This window comes from Novosphingobium organovorum, from assembly GCF_022832435.1.
GTDB classification, from domain to species: Bacteria; Pseudomonadota; Alphaproteobacteria; order Sphingomonadales; family Sphingomonadaceae; genus Novosphingobium; species Novosphingobium organovorum.
In genome coordinates this window covers 116,070-133,866 of sequence record NZ_JALHLF010000001.1, presented here as the reverse complement: position 1 = coordinate 133,866, position 17,797 = coordinate 116,070, and the positions used below count along the sequence as shown (strand labels likewise).

Below are 17,797 nucleotides of genomic sequence, written 5' to 3'. Positions count from 1 at the left end.
AATCCCTTCTTCAAACTTCCTCAGGTTGCGGATGGTTGGGCACGAGGATCAGCGTGCGCCCCTCCACCCGCCAGCTCGCCAGCCGCGACAGCAGGTTCATGCCGATCACGTTCTGATCGCCCAGCCCCGGTGCGACGATCGCGTCGAGGTCGCGCGCGACGATGTTGCCGAAGCGCAGTTCGTCGATGGTGACGACTTCGGCCGCGACGGTGCCGTTGGCGGTGCGCATGGCCACGGTGCGGCGGATCGCGGGCGGCTCGATCGCGGCAGCCTCGGCGGTGGAGGGGGCGATTGCGGTGAGCGTCGCGCCGGTATCGACGAGAAAGTCGCGGCGCGCGCCGTTGATCGCGGCGGTGATCCAGAAGTGCCCGTCGGGCGACATCTTTACGCGGGTTTCACGCCCGGCCACGCTCTGGTGCTCGATCCCGATCTGCGGCAGTGCGATGTCGAAGCCCGAATTGAAGCGGGCGAACTGCGCGACGGTGAGCAGAAACGCGGCCAGCAGGCCGAGATTGCCCACGCCCTTGATGAACCCGCCCAGGATCGGCAGGGGTCCGCGCAACACCGCGCCAAGGAAGGTGACGGCGAGCGCCGCGGCGGCCAGGAACAGGAGCGGTTGTCCGGCAAGCAGCGCCAGCAGCGCCTTGGCGTCGGTGGGAAAGGCAAGGTCCATGCGGGTGCTTTACTCCTGCGCGCCTTGCCGATTGCTGACCGGGGCGCCGGGGGTGAGGATCAGGCGATCGTCCTCCACCCGCCAGCGCTTGAGGCGCGACAGCAGGTTCATGCCGATCACCGCGGTATCGCCCGAGGCGTCCGGCAGCACCGCGAGCGGCAGGTCCTGCGCGAGGATGCCGCCAAAGCGCAGCGTGCGCGCGGTGCCCATGCGCGCGACCACGGTGCCGTTGGCGGTGTCGAGCAGGCGGCCTTCGTTGTCCTGGCTCATCGTGACGCCAGCGCGTTCGGCCACCTCCCTGGACAGGCTGGTGTAAGTGGCGCCGGTGTCGATCAGGAAGTCGACCGGTTCGCCGTTCAGCTCGGCCCGGACCCAGAAGTGCCCGTCCGGGCGCAGGGCGATCACGGTTTCGCCGCCCTCGATCGTTGCCGGTCGGGTGCGGTCGAACCACAAGGCGGCGTCGGAATGCCGGTTGCCCAGCGCAAAGCCGACGACGGTGAGGATCCCCGCCGCGGCAAGCCCGAGATAGGCCGTGTTGCGCAGCAATCCGGCGAGCGCGGGGCGCCGGGCGGCGATCATCTGCGCGGCGATGGCGAGCAGGATCGCAACGATGGTCAGCGCCAGGAGCGGCTGGCCGCGCAGCAGCGTGTCGAGGTCCTGTGCGCTCACGCCGGGGGCCGGGCCAGCTCGTCCGTGAGCAGGGCCTCGATCCGCTGGTCGTCGGGGAAGCCTTCACAGACCCAGCGCGTCTCGACGGCGCGCAGCACGCGCGCGACATCGGGACCGGCGCTGACGCCGCGCGCCACGATCTGGCCACCCTTGAGCGGGAAGCGCGGGATGTCCCAACCCTCGAGCGCGCGGGTGTCGGCCCGCGCGATCAGCAGGCGATCGAGCGCGGCCTCGCGGCCGAGGCGGTAGGCGAGCGTGCGCGGATCGCCCGGCTCGCTCTCACGCGCGGCCGCGAGCGAGAGGCGCTTCTTCTGCGCGCCCGAGAGGCGAAAGCGCGCGGCGACCTGTTCGGCCAGCAGCGGATCGGGCGGCAGCAGCGCGGCAAGGCGGCGCAGCGCGTCGGGCGCGATGGCTTGCGCGCGCTCGGCCTCGACAAGATTGGCCAGAGTGTCGGGACGGGCCTCGGGCAGGATCACCGCGAGCACGCCGAGCTGCGCCATGCGTTGCACGGTGGGGGCGGGATCGGCAAGCCCGAGCAGGTTCATCGTCTCCATCCCCACCCGCTCGCGCGAGAGGCCCTTGAGCATCGCGGCGAGGTCCTGGCAGGCGCTCTCCGCCTCGGCCTCGGCGGGCAGCGTGCCGAACCGCGCCTGAAAACGGAAGTAGCGCAGGATGCGCAGGTGATCCTCGCGGATGCGCTGGCGCGCGTCGCCGATGAAGCGCACGGTGCGCGTGGCAAGGTCAGCGAGCCCCTCGAAATAGTCGAAGATTTCCCCGCTCAGCGGATCGGCGTAGAGCGCGTTGATGGTGAAATCGCGCCGGGCTGCATCCTCGCGCCAGTCGCTCGCGAAGGCGACCGTGGCGCGCCGCCCGTCGGTCGATACGTCGTGGCGCAGTGTCGTGATCTCGACCGGGCCGCCTTCGAGCACGGCGGTCACCGTGCCGTGTTCGATCCCGGTCGGGACATGGCGGATGCCCGCCGCCTTCAGCCGGGCCATGACCTGATCGGGCACGTGTACGGTGGCCATGTCGATGTCCTTGACCGGCTGGCCGAGCAAGGTGTCGCGCACCGCACCGCCGACGTAGCGCGCGTTCTCTGGCCCGAGTGCGGCAACGAGCGAGGCGAGATCGGCGCGGCTCATCCATTCGGCCACGAGGTGCTGTGTCATTCGGTGTCGTCCTGCGAAAGCGGCCATCCCAGCCGCTGCGTGAGATTGGTGATGATCGCCCCGGTCACGCCCCAGATGCGGTGATCCTGCCAGCGGATTTCGACGTAGTGGCGCATGGCGCCCTCCCATTCCATCGAACGGCGCTGCTGGTTGGCGGGATCGAGCACGAAGTCGGCCGGAGCCTCGAACCACTTGGCGACTTCGGCGGGGTTGGGCGTGATGGCGAGATCGGGCGGCACCACGCCGATCACCGGGGTAATCTCATAACCGCTGCCGGTGCGGTAGAGATCGCCTGTGCCGACCACGCGCACGGCGCTGGGATCGATGCCCAGTTCCTCGTCCGCTTCGCGCAGCGCGGCCTCGATCGGGGTTTCGCCGGGATCGATCCGGCCGCCGGGGAAGGCGACCTGACCTGGGTGCGCGCGCATCGAGGAGGGGCGGTGGAGCAGCAGCACGCCCGGCGCGCGCCGCTCGGTCAGCGCGACAAGCACCGCAGCGGGCGTGAAGTGCTCGATCGTGTCGGTGCGCGGGTCGGGGTAGAGGTCTGGCGCAGGCCCGGCCATGCCCGCCGTCAGCCGGTGGGCGAGCGTGTCGAACAGCGCGCTCATGCGGGCAACAGCGAAAAGCGGGTGGCCCCGCTGGTCACGGCCAGATTTTCGGGATCGTCCTGGTCCCCCAGTTCGTCGAGCGCGAGGGCGACCAGCTGGGCGTAAGTGCTGCGGTTCAGCCGGGCCTCGCAGCCATGGCGCACGCCAAGGTAGAGCGCTGGGGTGTCGGGATCACCGCGGCTGAGGATCGGGTGGTCGGGACCGGCGACGACCAGTTCGTCGGTGTTGAGCCGGAAGAGGAGCGCGCCGTCCTGCCGCGTGACGTCGACCGCGAGGAACGCGGCATCCTCGACCGCGATCGAGAGCTTCTGGCCGGGCGTGACCAGCCAGTGCGTGCCCTTCGCATCGCGCACCAGAAGCGAGGAGAACGCCCGCACCATCGCCGGACGGGTGAGCGCGCGGCCCTCGTGCAGCCAGCGCCCGTCGGCCAGGATGCGCATCGCGCTGTCACCACAGTGGGCGGGCGTCCAGGTCTCCACTGGCGGCAGCTTGCGCGCGGCGAGGAGGGCGGCGGCATCGGCCAGCGAAAGGCCGGCAAGGTCGGGCGGGACGTCGTAGGGCATGGCGTGTGCGATGCCAGATAGCGAGGCACACGCCAATATTTAAGCCGTATTTCGCCGCAGGCGTCGCGTTGGCGGCGGGAAAGGAAAAAGGCCTGGCTGCGTTCAGCGCGTCCAGGGCCCCAGCGTGCCCTTTTCGGGCAGGACTGCCGGGTTCGCGCAGCGCACCAGCAGGCGGTGCTGCTCGAACGGGCCGGGCAGGCTCCAGCCGGCGGTCTGGGCGTTGGAGAAGCCCCAGAAGCGGCCGTAGTAGCCCGGATCGCCGATGAGCACCTGCGGCAGCGGCGCGCGCTCGTCGATCCCGGCGAGCGCCGAGGCCATCAGCGCCTGACCATAGCCGTGGTTCTGCTGTTCGGGCACGACCGCGACCGGGCCGACCATGATCATCGGGTGGGCGCGGCCCTCCTCGTCGTTCAGGGCCACCGGCCAGCACTGGATCGTGCCGACGAGCATGTCCTTGGCGTCCATCACCGCAAAGCTGAGCGCGGGCAGCCATTCCACGCCTTCGCGCACCTTGTAGGCGGTGCGCTGACGTCGCTCGGGTTCGAACGCGCGGTCGAGCAGGGCTTCGACAAGGGCGGGATCGACGTTGTCGAGCGGAATGATGGTCGCTGTGTCAGTGGTGTTGGACATGGGGCGCGCGGATACGAGCGAGCGCGCGGTTTGTCGATTCAATTCGCATGGGAACTGGCCTTGCGGGGGACAAGCTTGAGCAGGTGGCCGCTGTCGGGAGCGGGGCCGTCCTCGAGCAGCCAGATCGTGCCGCCGGGGTCCTCGCGGATTTCGCGGATGCGGTTGGCGAGCGGATAGCGCGCTTCCTCGACCCCCGAACTGCCGTTGAGGCTGACCAGCACGAGGCCCGGCACCGCGAACGAGGCCACCACGGCTTTCCCGTGGAAGCCGGGATACTTGTCCCCTTTGTAGAGGATGAAGTCGCCCGGCGCGATGACCGGGTTCCAGCTGATCGCAGGCTGCGCGAGATCGGGGCGGGAGGAGGAGCGGGGGATCGGCGTGCCATCGTAGTGATCGCCGTCCGAGACCAGTGGCCAGCCGTAGTTCTGGCCCGGCCGGATCAGGTTGATCTCGTCTCCGCCCTGCGGCCCATGTTCGAGGTCCCACAGGTTGCCGTCCGCGTCGAAGGCGAGGCCGAGCACGTTGCGGTGGCCAAAGGACCAGATCTCGTCGCTTGGCGAACCCTTGGCTGCAAACGGGTTGCCCGGTGCGGGCCGTCCATCGGGCAGCAGGCGCACGATCGTGCCCAGCGTGTTCGAGAGGTCCTGCGCCGGGCTTTGCTTCTGGCGCTCGCCCGAGGAGACGAAGAGATACTTGTCATCGGGCGAGAAGGCGAGCCGGTGCGAGTAGTGGCCGTGCCCGGTGACCTTGGGCTGCTGGCGCCAGATCACCCGAAGGCCGGTGAGGGCGCAGGCATCGGGCGCCGTGCAGGCCAGCGTGCCCAGGCCCACCGCCGCGCCGCTCGTCTCCCCGGCGCTCGGCTCGGCCCAGCTGAGATAGACCCTCCGTCCGTCGAGCGAGCCATCCGCGCGCGGCTCCCAGCCGGGCTGGGGCGCGAAACGCACGTCGCCAAGCCCGCCTTGCCCGGCGTAGGCGACCCTGGGGGCGCCGCTCACCGTGCCTTTCGTGCCATTGGGCAAGTAAAGCCGGATCGTGCCTGCCTTTTCGGTGATGATCGCGGTGTTGGTCGATGCATCGAAGTCCATCGCCCAGGGCTCGTCGAAGCTGGCCTTGGTTTCGACCGCGAAGGGCGTGTTCGTCGCATCGCCATCGGCGGCAGGCCCCTGGCCCCTCTCGCCGCGATCCTCACCCCCCGAGGCCGCCGAGCCGCAGCTTGCCAGCGCCAGCGCGAGCGACGATAGGGGCGCCATAAGAAGGGAATTTCGCAAGAACATGACGCTTACTCCTGTCATCCCCGTAGGGGGCATCGCGCTGGCCAGCCCGCGGATCATGGGCATCGACGAGGCCGGGCGCGGGCCGCTGGCCGGGCCGGTTGTCGCCGCTGCGGTCCTGCTTGGCAAGAACGCGCCCGAGGGCCTCGATGATTCCAAGAAGCTTTCGGGCAAGCGCCGGTTGCAGCTGGAAACAGAAATTCACAGAACCTGCCTGTGGGCGGTCGGCGTGGTCGACGTTGAGACGATCGATCGGATCAACATCTTCGCAGCGACCATGCTGGCAATGACCCGCGCCGCCGCGACGCTGTGTTCCAAGACCGGGATCGAGCCCGAGGAAGTGCTGATCGACGGCAACAAGACCCCGCAGGGCCGGTGCGAGGGCTGGCGCTGGGATGCGGTGCGCGCGATCGTGGGGGGCGATGCGCTCGAACCGTCGATCTCGGCCGCCTCGATCGTCGCCAAGCAGCACCGCGACAAGATCATGCGCGTGCTCGCGCAGGCTTTCCCCCAGTACGGCTGGGAGCGCAACGCGGGCTATGGCACCGCCGGGCATCTTGCCGCGCTGCGCGAGCATGGGCCGAGCCCGCACCACCGGCGCAGCTTCTCGCCCATCGCCCAGCTCGAAATGCCATTCTGATCGCGGGAGCGATGCGCAGTAGCTGCGAAGGGGTTTGAATCCGTTCCTTTCGGGGGTGCGCAAAAAAATTTCGCGGGCCGCATCGGGCCTTCGGCACAAGATGTTGAGTCACCCGCGAATCGCCAGACTCCACATCGTGTGTCGGATTCGTTTTGTTCTCCTCCATGATATCTTGAATCATCAGGATTCCCGGCGAGTCGCGACTTGACGGCGACTCGCCGATGAATCATTACAGTCCCCTATCCACAGTTAAATACGATTTTCAGACGGGGTTATGATGGGTCAGGTACTGCTCAAGGAACGAATTCGGGCCCGCGCTCCGGCGCCGACGCCGAAAGAGCTTCTGCCGCTCGGCCAGATCATTCCGGGTGACTGCATCGAGGCGATGCGCACCATTCCCGATGCGAGCGTGGACATGGTCTTCGCCGATCCGCCGTACAACCTCCAGCTCGGCGGCGATCTCGACCGTCCCGACGGCAGCCGCGTCGATGCGGTGAACGATGAGTGGGACAAGTTCGCGAGCTTTGCGACTTACGACCAGTTCACGCGCGACTGGCTGACCGAGGCGCGCCGCGTGCTCAAGCCCGAAGGGTCGCTGTGGGTGATCGGTTCGTACCACAACATCTTCCGTCTGGGCGCCATCATGCAAGACATGGGCTTCTGGATCCTCAACGACATCGTGTGGCGCAAGGCGAACCCGATGCCCAACTTCAAGGGCACCCGCTTCACCAACGCGCACGAGACGCTGATCTGGGCGAGCATGGGCGAAAAGTCGAAGTACACCTTCAACTACCGCGCGATGAAGACCTTGAACGACGAACTGCAGATGCGTTCGGACTGGCACCTGCCGATCTGCAACGGTGCGGAGCGTCTCAAGAAGGGTGGCCGCAAGGTCCACCCGACGCAAAAGCCCGAAGCGCTGCTCTACCGCGTGCTGCTGGCCACCACCAACAAGGGCGATGTCGTGCTCGACCCGTTCTTCGGTACCGGCACCACCGGCGCCGTCGCCAAGCGCCTGGGCCGCGAATGGATCGGCTGCGAGCGCGAGGGTGACTACCGCGAAGCCGCGCTCGAGCGTATCGAGATGGCGCTGCCGCTCGACGAAAGCACGCTCAAGACCATGCAGTCCAAGCGCAGCCAGCCCAAGGTCGCCTTCGGCACGCTGATCGAGACCGGCTGGATCGCGCCGGGCACCGAACTGACCGCCAAGAAGGGCAAGTTCAAGGCGGTGATCCGCGCCGACGGTTCGCTGATTTCGGGCACGGTCACCGGCTCGATCCACGGCGTGGGCAAGGAACTGCAGGGCGCCCCCTCGTGCAACGGCTGGACCTTCTGGAACATCGAACACGAAGGCCAGTCCAAGCCGATCGACGCGATCCGCCAGCTCTACATCCTCGCCACCGAACCGTGATCGCAGGGAAGGGGCAGGCGCCTCGCGCGTTTCGCCTCTTCACTCGACTTCGGGGCCCCAAAGGCTAAAGAGCCGTCATGCCGCGCACGATCTATCTTCGCCCCATCGCCCTCGTCGACAGCCCGCAAAGCGAGGAGGGCGCGGCCGTCCGGCTCGGCGGCGCGATGGTCTGGGCCAGCCGCTTCGCGCTGATCGAGCGCGAGGACGGGGTGGTTGTCTCGCGCCGGCGGGTCGATGCCCCGGACATGGACGCCGCGATCACGGCGCTTGCCCCTGATCTGCGCGAACGGGCCGCGCGCCAGTGGGCGGCGCTGCGCAAGGTCCATGCCCCGATGGTGTGCGGTACGCGCACCGTGCGGCTCGATCAGCCGCAGGTCATGGGCATTCTCAACATGACGCCCGACAGCTTCTCGGACGGGGGCAAGTTCCTCGACCGTCCCGACGTTGCGGGCGAACACGCCGCGGCCATGCTCGAAGCGGGCGCGGCGATCATCGACGTGGGCGGCGAATCCACCCGTCCGGGCGCCGCGGCGGTGTGGGAGGGCGACGAGATCGCGCGCGTGGTGCCGATGGTCGAGCGTCTGGCGGCAATGGGGGCCGCGATCAGCCTCGACACGCGCCGCGCTGGCGTGATGGAGGCCGCGCTCGCCGCGGGCGGGCACATCATCAACGACGTGTCGGCGCTGCGCTACGATCCGCGCAGCCGCGCGCTCGCCGCTGCCAGCCAGGCGCCGGTGGTGCTCATGCACGCGCCGGGCAAGGGCGAGGACCTGCACGGTGACGGGAACTACGCCGATGTCGTGCTCGACGTGTTCGACTGGCTCGAGACCGCGCGCGACGAGGCGGTGGCAGCGGGCATCGCGCCCGAGCGCATTCTGCTCGATCCGGGGGTCGGCTTTGGCAAGACCCTGGCCGAGAACCTCGCGCTGATGAACGCGCTTGCCCTTTACCATGCGCTGGGCCATCCGCTGCTTGTCGGCGCGAGCCGCAAGCGGATGATCGGCGCGCTTTCGAACGAGGCGCCCGCGCACCAGCGGCTGGGCGGATCGCTCGCGCTCGCGCTCAAAGCGGTGGAAGCAGGCGCGCACATCGTTCGCGTGCACGATGTCGCCGAAACGGTGCAGGCGGTGCGCGTGTGGCGGGGCCTGCGCGATGCGGCTCTGACCGATTTCACGCAGCTCCCGCGCTAACGGGGCGCATTTCGCAGCGCTCTGCCTGCGACAAAGCTTGCGCCCCGCTGAACCCAGGATTTCTGCGCGATGAACCGGGTGGGGGCGGTGTGTTCACCGCTTGGCACAACCGGAAATTCATCGCATCTGCGGCGCGCATCGTCTCTTGGTCGGGATGAAAAGTTCGGTTTGCGCCGTTTCCCTCCTGAACGCAGGCAATCGGGCCTAAGCGACAAGGATAAGGGAGACCTTCCCATGAAGCAGACCAAGATTTTCCGCACCGCCGCCATCGCCGCCGCGATGACCATCCCCGCCAGCATGGCCGTGGCTGCGGTTCCGATGACCCACTGGCCGATGACCGCCGAACAGCAGATGGCGCAGACCGAAGAGACGCGCATCATCACTGCGCCGCTCGGCGGCATCCAGAATTCGAAGTGGTACGACTATCGCATCAACGTCGATGAGACCAAGAAGGAGCTGGCGAGCGACTTGCGCCGCGCCAGCGACCTTGAGGATGCGCGCGACGCCTACGGCGAATACGCCCACGAACTCCAGCACAACCGCGTGCAATATGTGAAGTACATGGCGAAGAAGGGCGTCCACGTTCCCCGCGTCTACTTCGAGAACTGATCGCCGATCGGGCTCCGGTCCGATCCGCATGGGCGAAGCGTCGGTTCCGCGTCCCTCGCGGTCCGGCGCTTCGTCGCGTTTTGGAAAGGCGGGGCACATCGTCTTGAAATGGTCATGCCGGGGTGGAACAAGCGCGCATGACCAGACACCCCGGACACGATCGCCGCCACTTCCTTTCGCTTTCCACGACCGGTCTCGTGTCCGGAGCTGTGGCGCTGGGTTCCGGGTCCGCGCAGGCCGCCACGTCGCTGGCTCCGGCCGCGCTGCTCGATCCCTACTACCGCGATCTTGAACAGACGATCGCGCTGCCCGTCGCCCCGCCGGGGCCGCAGCTTGCAGCGGATAGCGTGCTGACGCGCTTTTCGGTGGGCAGCTGCAACAACCAGGAGGGCGATCAGGCCTTCTGGCAGGGCATCCGCAGCCGCGATCCGCAGCTCTTCCTCTACATCGGCGACTGCGTTTACGGCGATCCGGGCTGGGACGGCGGCGCGGACCTGGGTTCGCTGCGCCGGGCTTACGAATACCTCAACGGCCGCGCCGAATTTCGCGATTTTCGCCGCGCGGTGCCGATGCTGACGGTGTGGGACGATCATGACTTCGGCTTCAACGACGGGGGCGCGGTGTTTCCCTTCAAGCGCTGGTCGGAACATATCTACGAGACGTTCTGGAACGCGCCCGACGACGTGCGCGAGCGCGAAGGGGTCTATCATGCGCGCACCTATGGGCCGCCGGGGCGCCGCGTGCAGATCATCCTGCTCGACACGCGTTTCCAGCGCTCGGATCTCGTGCTGCCGCCGGTGGGCACCAAGCTGCCCGTGCGTGGGCGCTATGTCCCCGATACGAGCGCCGGGGCTTCCATGCTGGGCGCGGTGCAATGGGCCTGGCTCGAGCGCGAACTGCAAAAGCCCGCGGACCTGCGCGTGCTTGTCTCGTCGATCCAGCTGCTGTCCGACGCGCACTTGTGGGAAGGCTGGGAACTGATGCCCGGTGAGCGCGACCGGCTCTACGACGCGCTGGCCGCGCGCGCGGGTGGTGGGCTGGTGGTGCTTTCCGGCGATCGCCATGTCGGCGGGATCTATCGCAAGGTGGTGCCGGGCTTCGCGCAGGGGCTCTGGGAAATGACCGCCTCCTCGCTCAATCGCCCCAACGCGAGCAATGCGGAAGCGACCGCGCGCGAACCCGATCCCGACCGTCAGGGCATCTGCGTGGGCGATGGCAATTTCGGCGAGGTGACGATCGACTGGGAGCGCCGAGCACTGACGCTGACGGTGTGCCGCTCGGACGGTGTCGACCTTGTCAGCCACGCCGTTGACTGGAGCGCCTGAACGGCCTCAGGGCGCCCTCAGGCGGCGTTGTCGATGCCCAGTTCGGCCAGCTTGCGGTAGAGGGTCGAACGCCCGATGCCCAGCCGCCGGGCAACTTCGGTCATCCGGCCGCGATAGAGCCCGATGGCGAGGCGGATCACGTCGGCCTCGATTTCCTCGAGCGGGCGCAGGTTGCCATCCTCGGTGTAGAGCATGACGCCCGCGCTCTCCTGCAGCGGATTGCCCGCGACATTGGAGGGGCCGGGGCCCAGGATGGTGAGAAGCTGGGGGAAATCCTCGGTGGTCAGCGCGTCGCTGTCGCAGAACACCGAGGCGCGAAACAGCGCGGCCTGCAGCTGGCGCACGTTCTCGGGCCAGTCGTAGGCGGCGAGCAGCGAAAGCGCGGCGTCGGTGATGCTCAGCTCGCGCAGGCCGGGCTGTTCGCCGATACGGGCAAGGAAGTAGCGGGCAAGCGCGGGAATATCGCCCGCGCGTTCGCGCAAGGGCGGCAGCAGCACTTTGGTCTGCCCCAGCGCTTCGGCGAGTTCGGGCAGGAAGTTGCCCGTCGCCGCAAGATCGGCCAGGGGCAGGTTGCTTGCCGAGATCAGCCGGACATCGACCTTGAACGAATGGCGCGCGCCGATCGGGCGCACGTCGCCGCGCCGGATCGCTTCGAGCAGGCGCTCCTGCACCGACATCGGCAGGCGGTCGACCTCGTCGAGCGCGAGGGTCGCGCCGTCGGCGTGCTGGAGCGCGCCGACCTGTCGTTCGAACGCGCCGGGAAAGGCGCCCTTTTCGTGTCCGAACAGTACCGATTCGATCGAATTGGCCGGAATGCCGCTGATGTTGATGATCCTGAGCGGCGCCTTCGCGCGCGAGGAGGCCGCGTGCATCGCGCGGATCAGCATTTCCTTGCCGGTCCCGCTCTCGCCCTCGATCAGCACCGGCGTGCTGCCGCGTGCGGCCTTGGCGGCAACGGCGAGCGCCTTGCGGAAATTGGGAGCCGCGCCGATCATCGATTCGAAATCGGGGCGCGAGGGCATCTTTTCGGTTAGCGGGGCAAGTTCGTCGCGCGCCGCCTCACGCGTGGTTGCCGAGCGCAGCGCGTGCATGAGCCTTTCGGGGGCGACCGGCTTGACCAGATAGTCGCTCGCGCCCGCGCGCATCGCCTCGACCGCGAGCAGCGGCGAGGTGCTGGCGGTAATCATCAGGATCGGCAGCGCGGGGCGGCGCGACTTGAGCTCGGCGATCAGCGCGCAGGCATCGTCACCGGGCACCCACTGGTCCAGAATGATCGCCGAGAGCTGCATCCCCTGGCGCGTGCCGAGCATGGCGATGGCGGTGTCGGCGTCGGCGGCAAGCACCGTGCGCCAGCCTTCGCGCGCGGCGAGCGCGGAGATCAGGCGGCTTTGTGCCGGCTCATCGTCGATGAGCATCAAAAGGCGTTGCTCGAATTCCGCCATGGCTCGTGTCTTCTACCCTAGTTGTGCCGCTTTGACACAAGGGTTTAGCTGCGCACGGTAAAGAGGCAATTAAGCTTGTCCTCCTCTCCCGCATCCCGCCTGTCGATCGTGGCGGTGGCATTCGGCTGTGCTTTGGGGTAATGGACGAGGCAAGCAGCCCGCAGCATAGTGGGCACAACGACGAAGAACGATGCGGTGTCGGTGGTCCCAGTGCGTTCGCGTGCGGGCGAACAGGCATCGCGTTGCGGCTGCCGGGTACTGACGTTCCGGCGGGTTTTTCAGGGACAGGAGGCACGATGACTTCGGGGCAGGATATCAAGAGCGCACAGGAAACCTACAACGGCTTCGTGAAGGCCGCGTTCTGGGGGACCGGGTTCTGCGCGCTGGTCGTCATTTTCGTCGTGGGCCTGATCGCATCGTGAGCGCAGCCTGAGGGGGCGGATTAGACAAGCATGGCTGAAAACAGGAAGATCGCGGTTCTTGCCGAACGCGCGAGTGGGGAAACGCGTGTCGCGGCGACGCCCGAGACGGTGAAAAAACTGATCGGGCTGGGCGCCGTTGTCGCGGTGGAACGCGGTGCAGGGCTGTCCGCTTCGATCGCCGACGAAGATTATCGCACCGCTGGCGCCGATGTGGGCGAGGCGGATGCGATCACGGCGGGCGCGGACATCGTGCTGGGCGTGCAGGGGCCCGATCCCGCTCTTCTGGGCACAGTGGCGCCGGGCGCCTGGGTGGTCGCCGGTCTCGATCCCTTCGGGCAAGGCGCCGGGGGTGGCCGCGCGCGGGTCGAGGCCTATGCCGCCGCCGGGCTCGAGGCGCTGGCGATGGAATTCATGCCGCGCATCACGCGCGCGCAATCGATGGACATCCTCTCCAGCCAGTCGAACCTTGCCGGGTACAAGGCGGTCATCATGGCTGCTGACACTTATGGCCGGGCCTTTCCGATGATGATGACGGCGGCGGGCACGATCAGTGCGGCCAAGTGCTTCGTGATGGGCGTGGGCGTGGCGGGCCTGCAGGCGATCGCCACCGCGCGGCGGCTGGGGGCGCAAGTCTCGGCCACCGACGTGCGCTCGGCGACGAAGGAGCAGATCCTCTCGCTCGGCGCCAAGCCGATCTTCGTCGAGAATGTCGCCGGGATCGAGGGCGAGGGTTCGGGCGGCTACGCCACTGAAATGAGCGAGGAGTACCAGAGGGCGCAAGGCCAGCTGGTCAGCGCGCATATCGCCAAGCAGGACATCGTCATCACCACCGCGCTCATTCCGGGGCGGCCTGCGCCGCGCCTCATTTCGGACGCGCAGATCGCCTCGATGAAGCCGGGCAGCGTGATCTTCGATCTGGCCGCCCCACAAGGCGGTAACGTCGAGGGCACGGTGGCCGATCAGGTGGTCGAAAAACACGGGGTCAAGATCATCGGCCTGTCGAACACGCCCGCGCACCTGCCCGCCGACGCTTCCGCGCTGTTTGCGCGCAACCTGTTCAATTTCCTGTCCGCCTTCTGGGACAAGGTGGCGGGCGGCCCGGTGCTCGACGAGGAAATCGGCAACGCCATCCGCCTCACGCAGGGTGGCCGGATCGTTCACGCGCGGTTGCAGGGCTGAAGAGGGGAGCACGCACCATGGATTTCATCAGTATTCTGTCGATCTTCGTGCTGGCCTGCTTCGTGGGCTACTACGTGGTCTGGTCGGTGACCCCGGCGCTGCACACGCCGCTCATGGCGGTCACCAACGCGATATCCTCGGTCATCATCGTGGGCGCGCTGGTGGCGAGCGCGGCCGCCGGTGTGCCCGGCGCCAAGTGGCTAGGCCTCGCCGCGGTCGTCTTGGCGAGCGTCAATATCTTCGGCGGCTTTGCCGTCACCGAGCGGATGCTCGCGATGTACAAGAAGAAGGACAAGGCGCCTTCCCGCAAGGAGGGCAAGTGATGGAGGTTCATGCCGTTAACCCGTGGGTGGCGCTGGCCTACCTCATCGCGGGCGTCTGCTTCATCCTCGCGCTGCGCGGGCTGTCTTCGCCGGCGACCAGCCGCAAGGGCAACCGCTATGGCATGGTCGGCATGGCGATTGCGGTCGTCACCACGCTGGCGACGCACGACATCGCCAGCCTGCCCGAAATCCTCGCTGCGATCGCCATCGGCGCGGTCATCGGGCTGACGACGGCCCGCAAGATCCAGATGACGCAGATGCCCCAGCTTGTCGCCGCGTTCCACTCGCTGGTGGGGCTCGCGGCGGTGCTGGTGGGCGTTGCGGCCTACCTCAACCCCGACGCCTTCGGCATTCTTGAGCCGGGCGGGCTTGACATCCTGAAAGGCAGCCGGATCGAGATGGGGCTGGGCGTGGCGATCGGCGCGATCACTTTTTCGGGCTCGGTCATTGCCTTTGCCAAGCTCAACGGCACCATGTCGGGTGCGCCGATCCTGTTGCCCGCGCGCCACGCGATCAATCTGGCCGCACTGGCCGCGATCCTGGTGCTCGTCAGCCTGTTCCACTGGGACACGCCCGCGCTGTTCTGGGCGATCGTGGCGCTCAGTTTCGCGATCGGTTTTCTGCTCATTATCCCGATCGGGGGCGCGGACATGCCGGTCGTCGTCTCGATGCTCAATTCGTACTCGGGCTGGGCGGCGGCGGCGATGGGCTTTACGCTTCACAACACCGCGATGATCATCACCGGCGCGCTGGTGGGCTCATCGGGCGCGATCCTTTCGTACATCATGTGCCGGGCGATGAACCGCTCGTTCTTCTCGGTCATCGCGGGCGGCTTCGGGGCCGATGCGGGCGCGGGCGGTGCGGGCGGCACGGCCAGGGAGCAGCGTCCGTGGAAGCGCGGCTCGGCCGAAGACGCCGCGTTCCTCATGAAGGAGGCCGAAAACGTCATCGTCATTCCCGGCTATGGCATGGCGGTCGCCCAGGCGCAGCACGCGCTGCGCGAGATGACCGACCTGCTCAAGGAGCATGGCGTGAACGTCAAGTTCGCGATCCACCCCGTCGCGGGGCGCATGCCGGGCCACATGAACGTGCTGCTCGCCGAAGCCAGCGTGCCCTATGACGACGTGTTCGAGCTGGAAGACATCAATTCGGAGTTCGCACAGGCCGACGTAGCCTTCATCATCGGCGCCAACGACGTCGTCAATCCGTCCGCCAAGACGGAGAAAAGCTCGCCGATCTACGGTATGCCGGTGTTCGACGTGGAGAAGGCCAAGACGATTTTCTTCATCAAACGCTCGATGGGCGGGCAGGGCTACGCGGGCGTCGACAACGAGGTGTTCTATATGGACCAGACCATGATGCTCCTCGCCGATGCCAAGAAGATGGTCGAGGAGATCAACAAGGCGCTGACGGACTGAGCAAGACCGGGTAGAAGGCGCGGCTGATGCTGCGCCTTCTCAAACGGATTCTCGTCCTTGCCGCCTTGTGCGGCGCCCTGTGGTTCGCGGCCGATTTCTACGCGGCCTGGCGTCTTCACGCCGCCTTGCGCGAAAGCGGGCTGTCCGAGCGTGTCTCGGACTGCATGGCGCGGCGGCTGACCCGTAAGCTCAGCCTGATCGAACTGATGAAGCTGCAAAAGCTCGAAGGCGACAAGCCGACGCTCGGCGCCTGGGTGCGCGCGGTGCGCGCGGTCGGCGATGACCGCGTGGTGATGGTCACGGCAAGTTCTGCGGCCTTGTGCAAGGCAGGGCTTGCCCGCTAGGACAGGTCTGTCCCAGACCGCCGCTACGGGAAAGAATTTCAGCCTGATGCTTGCACCTTACGCTTCCGATCCGGCGCGCTCGCGCGGCCGGGAATACCCGATGGAAAACGGCCTCGCCCGCGGCGAGCGCAGCCCCTACCAGCGCGACCGCGACCGCATCATCCACTCGATCGCGTTCCGCCGCCTGCGCTACAAGACCCAGGTCTTCATCGCGCCCGATGGCGATCATTACCGCGTGCGCCTGACCCACAGCCTCGAAGTCGCGCAGATCGCGCGGGTGATCGCACGCCTGCTCGGGCTCGACGAGGACCTGACCGAAGGCCTCGCGCTCGCGCATGACATCGGCCATCCCCCCTTCGGCCACGCGGGCGAGGAAGCGCTCGACGCGGCGCTGCACAAGGCGGGCGGGTTCGATCACAACGCCAACACGCTGCGCACGCTGATGCGCATCGACAGCCCCTATTGCGAGCACGACGGGCTCAACCTCACCTGGGAAATGCTCGAGGGGCTGGCCAAGCATAACGGACCCGTCACCAACCCCAACTGGGCGCTGAGCGAGCTCAACGCGGCCTACGATCTGGAACTGGGCACCCACGCCAGTCTGGAAGCGCAGGTCGCCGCCTTGTCGGATGACATCGCCTACGACAACCACGATATCGACGATGGCCTGCGCGCGGGCTTCCTCGATATGGACGAGCTGCTCGCGCATCCCTTCCTCGTCGCCAACTGGAGCGCGGTCGAACAGCGCTATCCGGGGGTGGCGCGCAGCCGCCAGCTCGCCGAACTGTTGCGCAGCCAGATCGGCACCATGGTCAACGACCTCATCGCGGAATCGCGCAAGCGGCTGGTCGGCGTCGAAAGCGTCGACGAGGTGCGTGCGGCGGGGCGCGCGCTGATCGCCTTCTCGAGCGAGATGGAAGAGGGCGAACGGGCCTTCAAGCGTTTCATGTACGAAAAGCTCTACTACCACCCCGAACAGCTCGAGACCGCGCGCCGCGCGCGCGCAGTGCTGGCCGAGCTCTACGCGGCCTACTCGCAAGAGACCGTCCTCATGGAAGAGGACTGGATCGACACCATGCCGCGCACCGAGCCCGAACGCAGCCGTCACATCGCCGACTACATCGCCGGGATGACCGATCGTTACGCGATTACCTGCCACGAACGCATCTATGGGCGCGTGCAGGAGGGCTTGCGCAATGTTTGAGCCTGCGGGCAGGGCAGGGGCCGGGTCGGCACGGCGCCTGTGCCTGGTCGGGGCGAGCGGGATGGTCGGTTCGGCGCTTATCGAGGCGGCGTGCGAACGTGGTGACGCGCGCCTGATCGCGGTTGCGCGCGGCGAACTGGCGTTGCCGCAGGGCGCGCGGATGGAGGTTCTGGTCGGGCCGGTCGAACGCTGGGGCGAGCTGATCGCGGCGGCGCGGGCCGATGTGCTGGTCTGCGCGCTGGGCACGACGATGGCGCGCGCCGGATCGCAGGAGGCGTTTCGCGCGGTCGATCTGGCTCTCGTGCTCGACTGTGCGCGCGCCGCGCGTGAGGCCGGGATCGACCATATGATCGTGGTGTCCTCGGTCGGCGCGGAGCGCGGGAGCCGCAATTTCTACCTTTCGGTCAAGGGTGAGATGGAAGAGGCACTGGGCAAGCTGGGCTTTGCGCGGCTCGATATCGTGCGCCCCGGCTTGTTGCGGGGGGCGCGTGGTGAGCGCCGGGTGCTCGAGGCGCTGGGGCAGATCGCCGCGCCGCTGGCCGATGCGCTCGTCCTCCATGGCGGCTGGCGCCGTTTCCGCTCGATCCGCGCGCGCGATCTGGCGCGCGCGATCCTCGCGCTGGCGTTCGAAAAGGCGCGCGGGCGTTTCGTTGCCGAGCACGACGCCTTGCGCCGCATGGTGCAAAAAACACCCCTTTAGCTGTGCA

The 17,797-nt window shown here is 67.6% G+C and carries 20 protein-coding genes; 12 read left to right on the top strand and 8 right to left on the bottom strand.

Going from position 1 to position 17,797, the window contains the following annotated elements; all coding sequences use genetic code 11:
• Positions 1-10: 10 nt before the first annotated feature.
• From MTR62_RS00650 to MTR62_RS00620, 7 genes are all read right to left on the bottom strand, one after another.
• Complete coding sequence (locus MTR62_RS00650) at positions 11-673, bottom strand: retropepsin-like aspartic protease family protein (RefSeq protein ID WP_244016304.1); 663 nt, start codon at positions 671-673, stop codon at positions 11-13.
• 9 nt (positions 674-682) lie between these two features.
• Positions 683-1,342, bottom strand: a complete 660-nt coding sequence (locus MTR62_RS00645) for a retropepsin-like aspartic protease family protein (protein ID WP_244016303.1) — start codon at positions 1,340-1,342, stop codon at positions 683-685.
• Positions 1,339-2,511: a CCA tRNA nucleotidyltransferase gene (locus tag MTR62_RS00640; RefSeq protein WP_244016301.1), complete on the bottom strand. Its 1,173-nt coding sequence runs from the start codon at positions 2,509-2,511 to the stop codon at positions 1,339-1,341. The genes MTR62_RS00645 and MTR62_RS00640 overlap by 4 nt, the downstream gene beginning before the upstream one ends.
• A complete protein-coding gene (locus MTR62_RS00635; protein WP_244016299.1) occupies positions 2,508-3,119 on the bottom strand; it encodes a CoA pyrophosphatase in 612 nt (203 codons plus the stop codon). Before MTR62_RS00635 ends, MTR62_RS00640 begins: the two co-directional genes overlap by 4 nt.
• The gene (locus MTR62_RS00630) at positions 3,116-3,682 is read right to left on the bottom strand and encodes a DUF1285 domain-containing protein (protein WP_244016297.1); all 567 of its coding nucleotides are present in this window, start codon (positions 3,680-3,682) and stop codon (positions 3,116-3,118) included. The genes MTR62_RS00635 and MTR62_RS00630 overlap by 4 nt, the downstream gene beginning before the upstream one ends.
• Positions 3,683-3,784: 102 nt before the next feature.
• On the bottom strand, positions 3,785-4,312 hold the full coding sequence (locus tag MTR62_RS00625; protein ID WP_244016295.1) for a GNAT family N-acetyltransferase: 528 nt from the start codon (positions 4,310-4,312) through the stop codon (positions 3,785-3,787).
• A gap of 38 nt (positions 4,313-4,350) precedes the next feature.
• On the bottom strand, positions 4,351-5,562 hold the full coding sequence (locus tag MTR62_RS00620; protein ID WP_244016293.1) for a PQQ-dependent sugar dehydrogenase: 1,212 nt from the start codon (positions 5,560-5,562) through the stop codon (positions 4,351-4,353).
• Between the two features lie 22 nt (positions 5,563-5,584).
• Here MTR62_RS00620 and MTR62_RS00615 point away from each other — a divergent pair, with 22 nt between their 5' ends.
• The 5 genes from MTR62_RS00615 to MTR62_RS00595 all read left to right on the top strand — a co-directional run bounded on the left by MTR62_RS00615 (position 5,585) and on the right by MTR62_RS00595 (position 10,758).
• On the top strand, positions 5,585-6,223 hold the full coding sequence (locus MTR62_RS00615) for a ribonuclease HII (protein ID WP_244016290.1): 639 nt from the start codon (positions 5,585-5,587) through the stop codon (positions 6,221-6,223).
• Positions 6,224-6,500: 277 nt separating this feature from the next.
• Positions 6,501-7,634 (top strand): site-specific DNA-methyltransferase, encoded by a 1,134-nt coding sequence (locus MTR62_RS00610; protein ID WP_327194363.1) that lies wholly within the window; start codon positions 6,501-6,503, stop codon positions 7,632-7,634.
• A gap of 77 nt (positions 7,635-7,711) precedes the next feature.
• Positions 7,712-8,824, top strand: coding sequence for a dihydropteroate synthase (gene folP / locus MTR62_RS00605; protein ID WP_244016288.1), 1,113 nt, complete (start codon positions 7,712-7,714; stop codon positions 8,822-8,824).
• A gap of 234 nt (positions 8,825-9,058) precedes the next feature.
• Positions 9,059-9,433: a hypothetical protein gene (locus MTR62_RS00600; protein ID WP_244016285.1), complete on the top strand. Its 375-nt coding sequence runs from the start codon at positions 9,059-9,061 to the stop codon at positions 9,431-9,433.
• 137 nt (positions 9,434-9,570) lie between these two features.
• Positions 9,571-10,758: an alkaline phosphatase D family protein gene (locus MTR62_RS00595; RefSeq protein ID WP_244016283.1), complete on the top strand. Its 1,188-nt coding sequence runs from the start codon at positions 9,571-9,573 to the stop codon at positions 10,756-10,758.
• Between the two features lie 17 nt (positions 10,759-10,775).
• Here the strand turns inward: MTR62_RS00595 and MTR62_RS00590 are convergent, their stop codons facing one another.
• A complete protein-coding gene (locus tag MTR62_RS00590; RefSeq protein WP_244016282.1) occupies positions 10,776-12,200 on the bottom strand; it encodes a sigma-54-dependent transcriptional regulator in 1,425 nt (474 codons plus the stop codon).
• A gap of 296 nt (positions 12,201-12,496) precedes the next feature.
• On the opposite strand from MTR62_RS00590, the gene MTR62_RS00585 reads away from it, so the two are divergent.
• From MTR62_RS00585 to MTR62_RS00555, 7 genes are read left to right on the top strand one after another with little or no spacing between them, the layout of a single operon-like run.
• The gene (locus tag MTR62_RS00585) at positions 12,497-12,622 is read left to right on the top strand and encodes an aa3-type cytochrome c oxidase subunit IV (protein WP_244016281.1); all 126 of its coding nucleotides are present in this window, start codon (positions 12,497-12,499) and stop codon (positions 12,620-12,622) included.
• Between the two features lie 30 nt (positions 12,623-12,652).
• Positions 12,653-13,801 (top strand): NAD(P) transhydrogenase subunit alpha, encoded by a 1,149-nt coding sequence (locus tag MTR62_RS00580; RefSeq protein WP_244016279.1) that lies wholly within the window; start codon positions 12,653-12,655, stop codon positions 13,799-13,801.
• 17 nt (positions 13,802-13,818) lie between these two features.
• On the top strand, positions 13,819-14,124 hold the full coding sequence (locus tag MTR62_RS00575; protein ID WP_244016278.1) for an NAD(P) transhydrogenase subunit alpha: 306 nt from the start codon (positions 13,819-13,821) through the stop codon (positions 14,122-14,124).
• On the top strand, positions 14,124-15,542 hold the full coding sequence (locus tag MTR62_RS00570; protein WP_244016276.1) for an NAD(P)(+) transhydrogenase (Re/Si-specific) subunit beta: 1,419 nt from the start codon (positions 14,124-14,126) through the stop codon (positions 15,540-15,542). The genes MTR62_RS00575 and MTR62_RS00570 overlap by 1 nt, the downstream gene beginning before the upstream one ends.
• A 26-nt stretch (positions 15,543-15,568) precedes the next feature.
• Positions 15,569-15,886 carry a hypothetical protein gene (locus MTR62_RS00565; protein ID WP_244016275.1) on the top strand — a complete coding sequence of 106 codons (318 nt, stop codon included), beginning with the start codon at positions 15,569-15,571 and terminating at the stop codon, positions 15,884-15,886.
• Between the two features lie 43 nt (positions 15,887-15,929).
• Complete coding sequence (locus MTR62_RS00560; RefSeq protein WP_244016385.1) at positions 15,930-17,090, top strand: deoxyguanosinetriphosphate triphosphohydrolase; 1,161 nt, start codon at positions 15,930-15,932, stop codon at positions 17,088-17,090.
• Complete coding sequence (locus MTR62_RS00555) at positions 17,083-17,790, top strand: NAD(P)H-binding protein (RefSeq protein ID WP_244016273.1); 708 nt, start codon at positions 17,083-17,085, stop codon at positions 17,788-17,790. Before MTR62_RS00560 ends, MTR62_RS00555 begins: the two co-directional genes overlap by 8 nt.
• Positions 17,791-17,797: the final 7 nt, after the last annotated feature.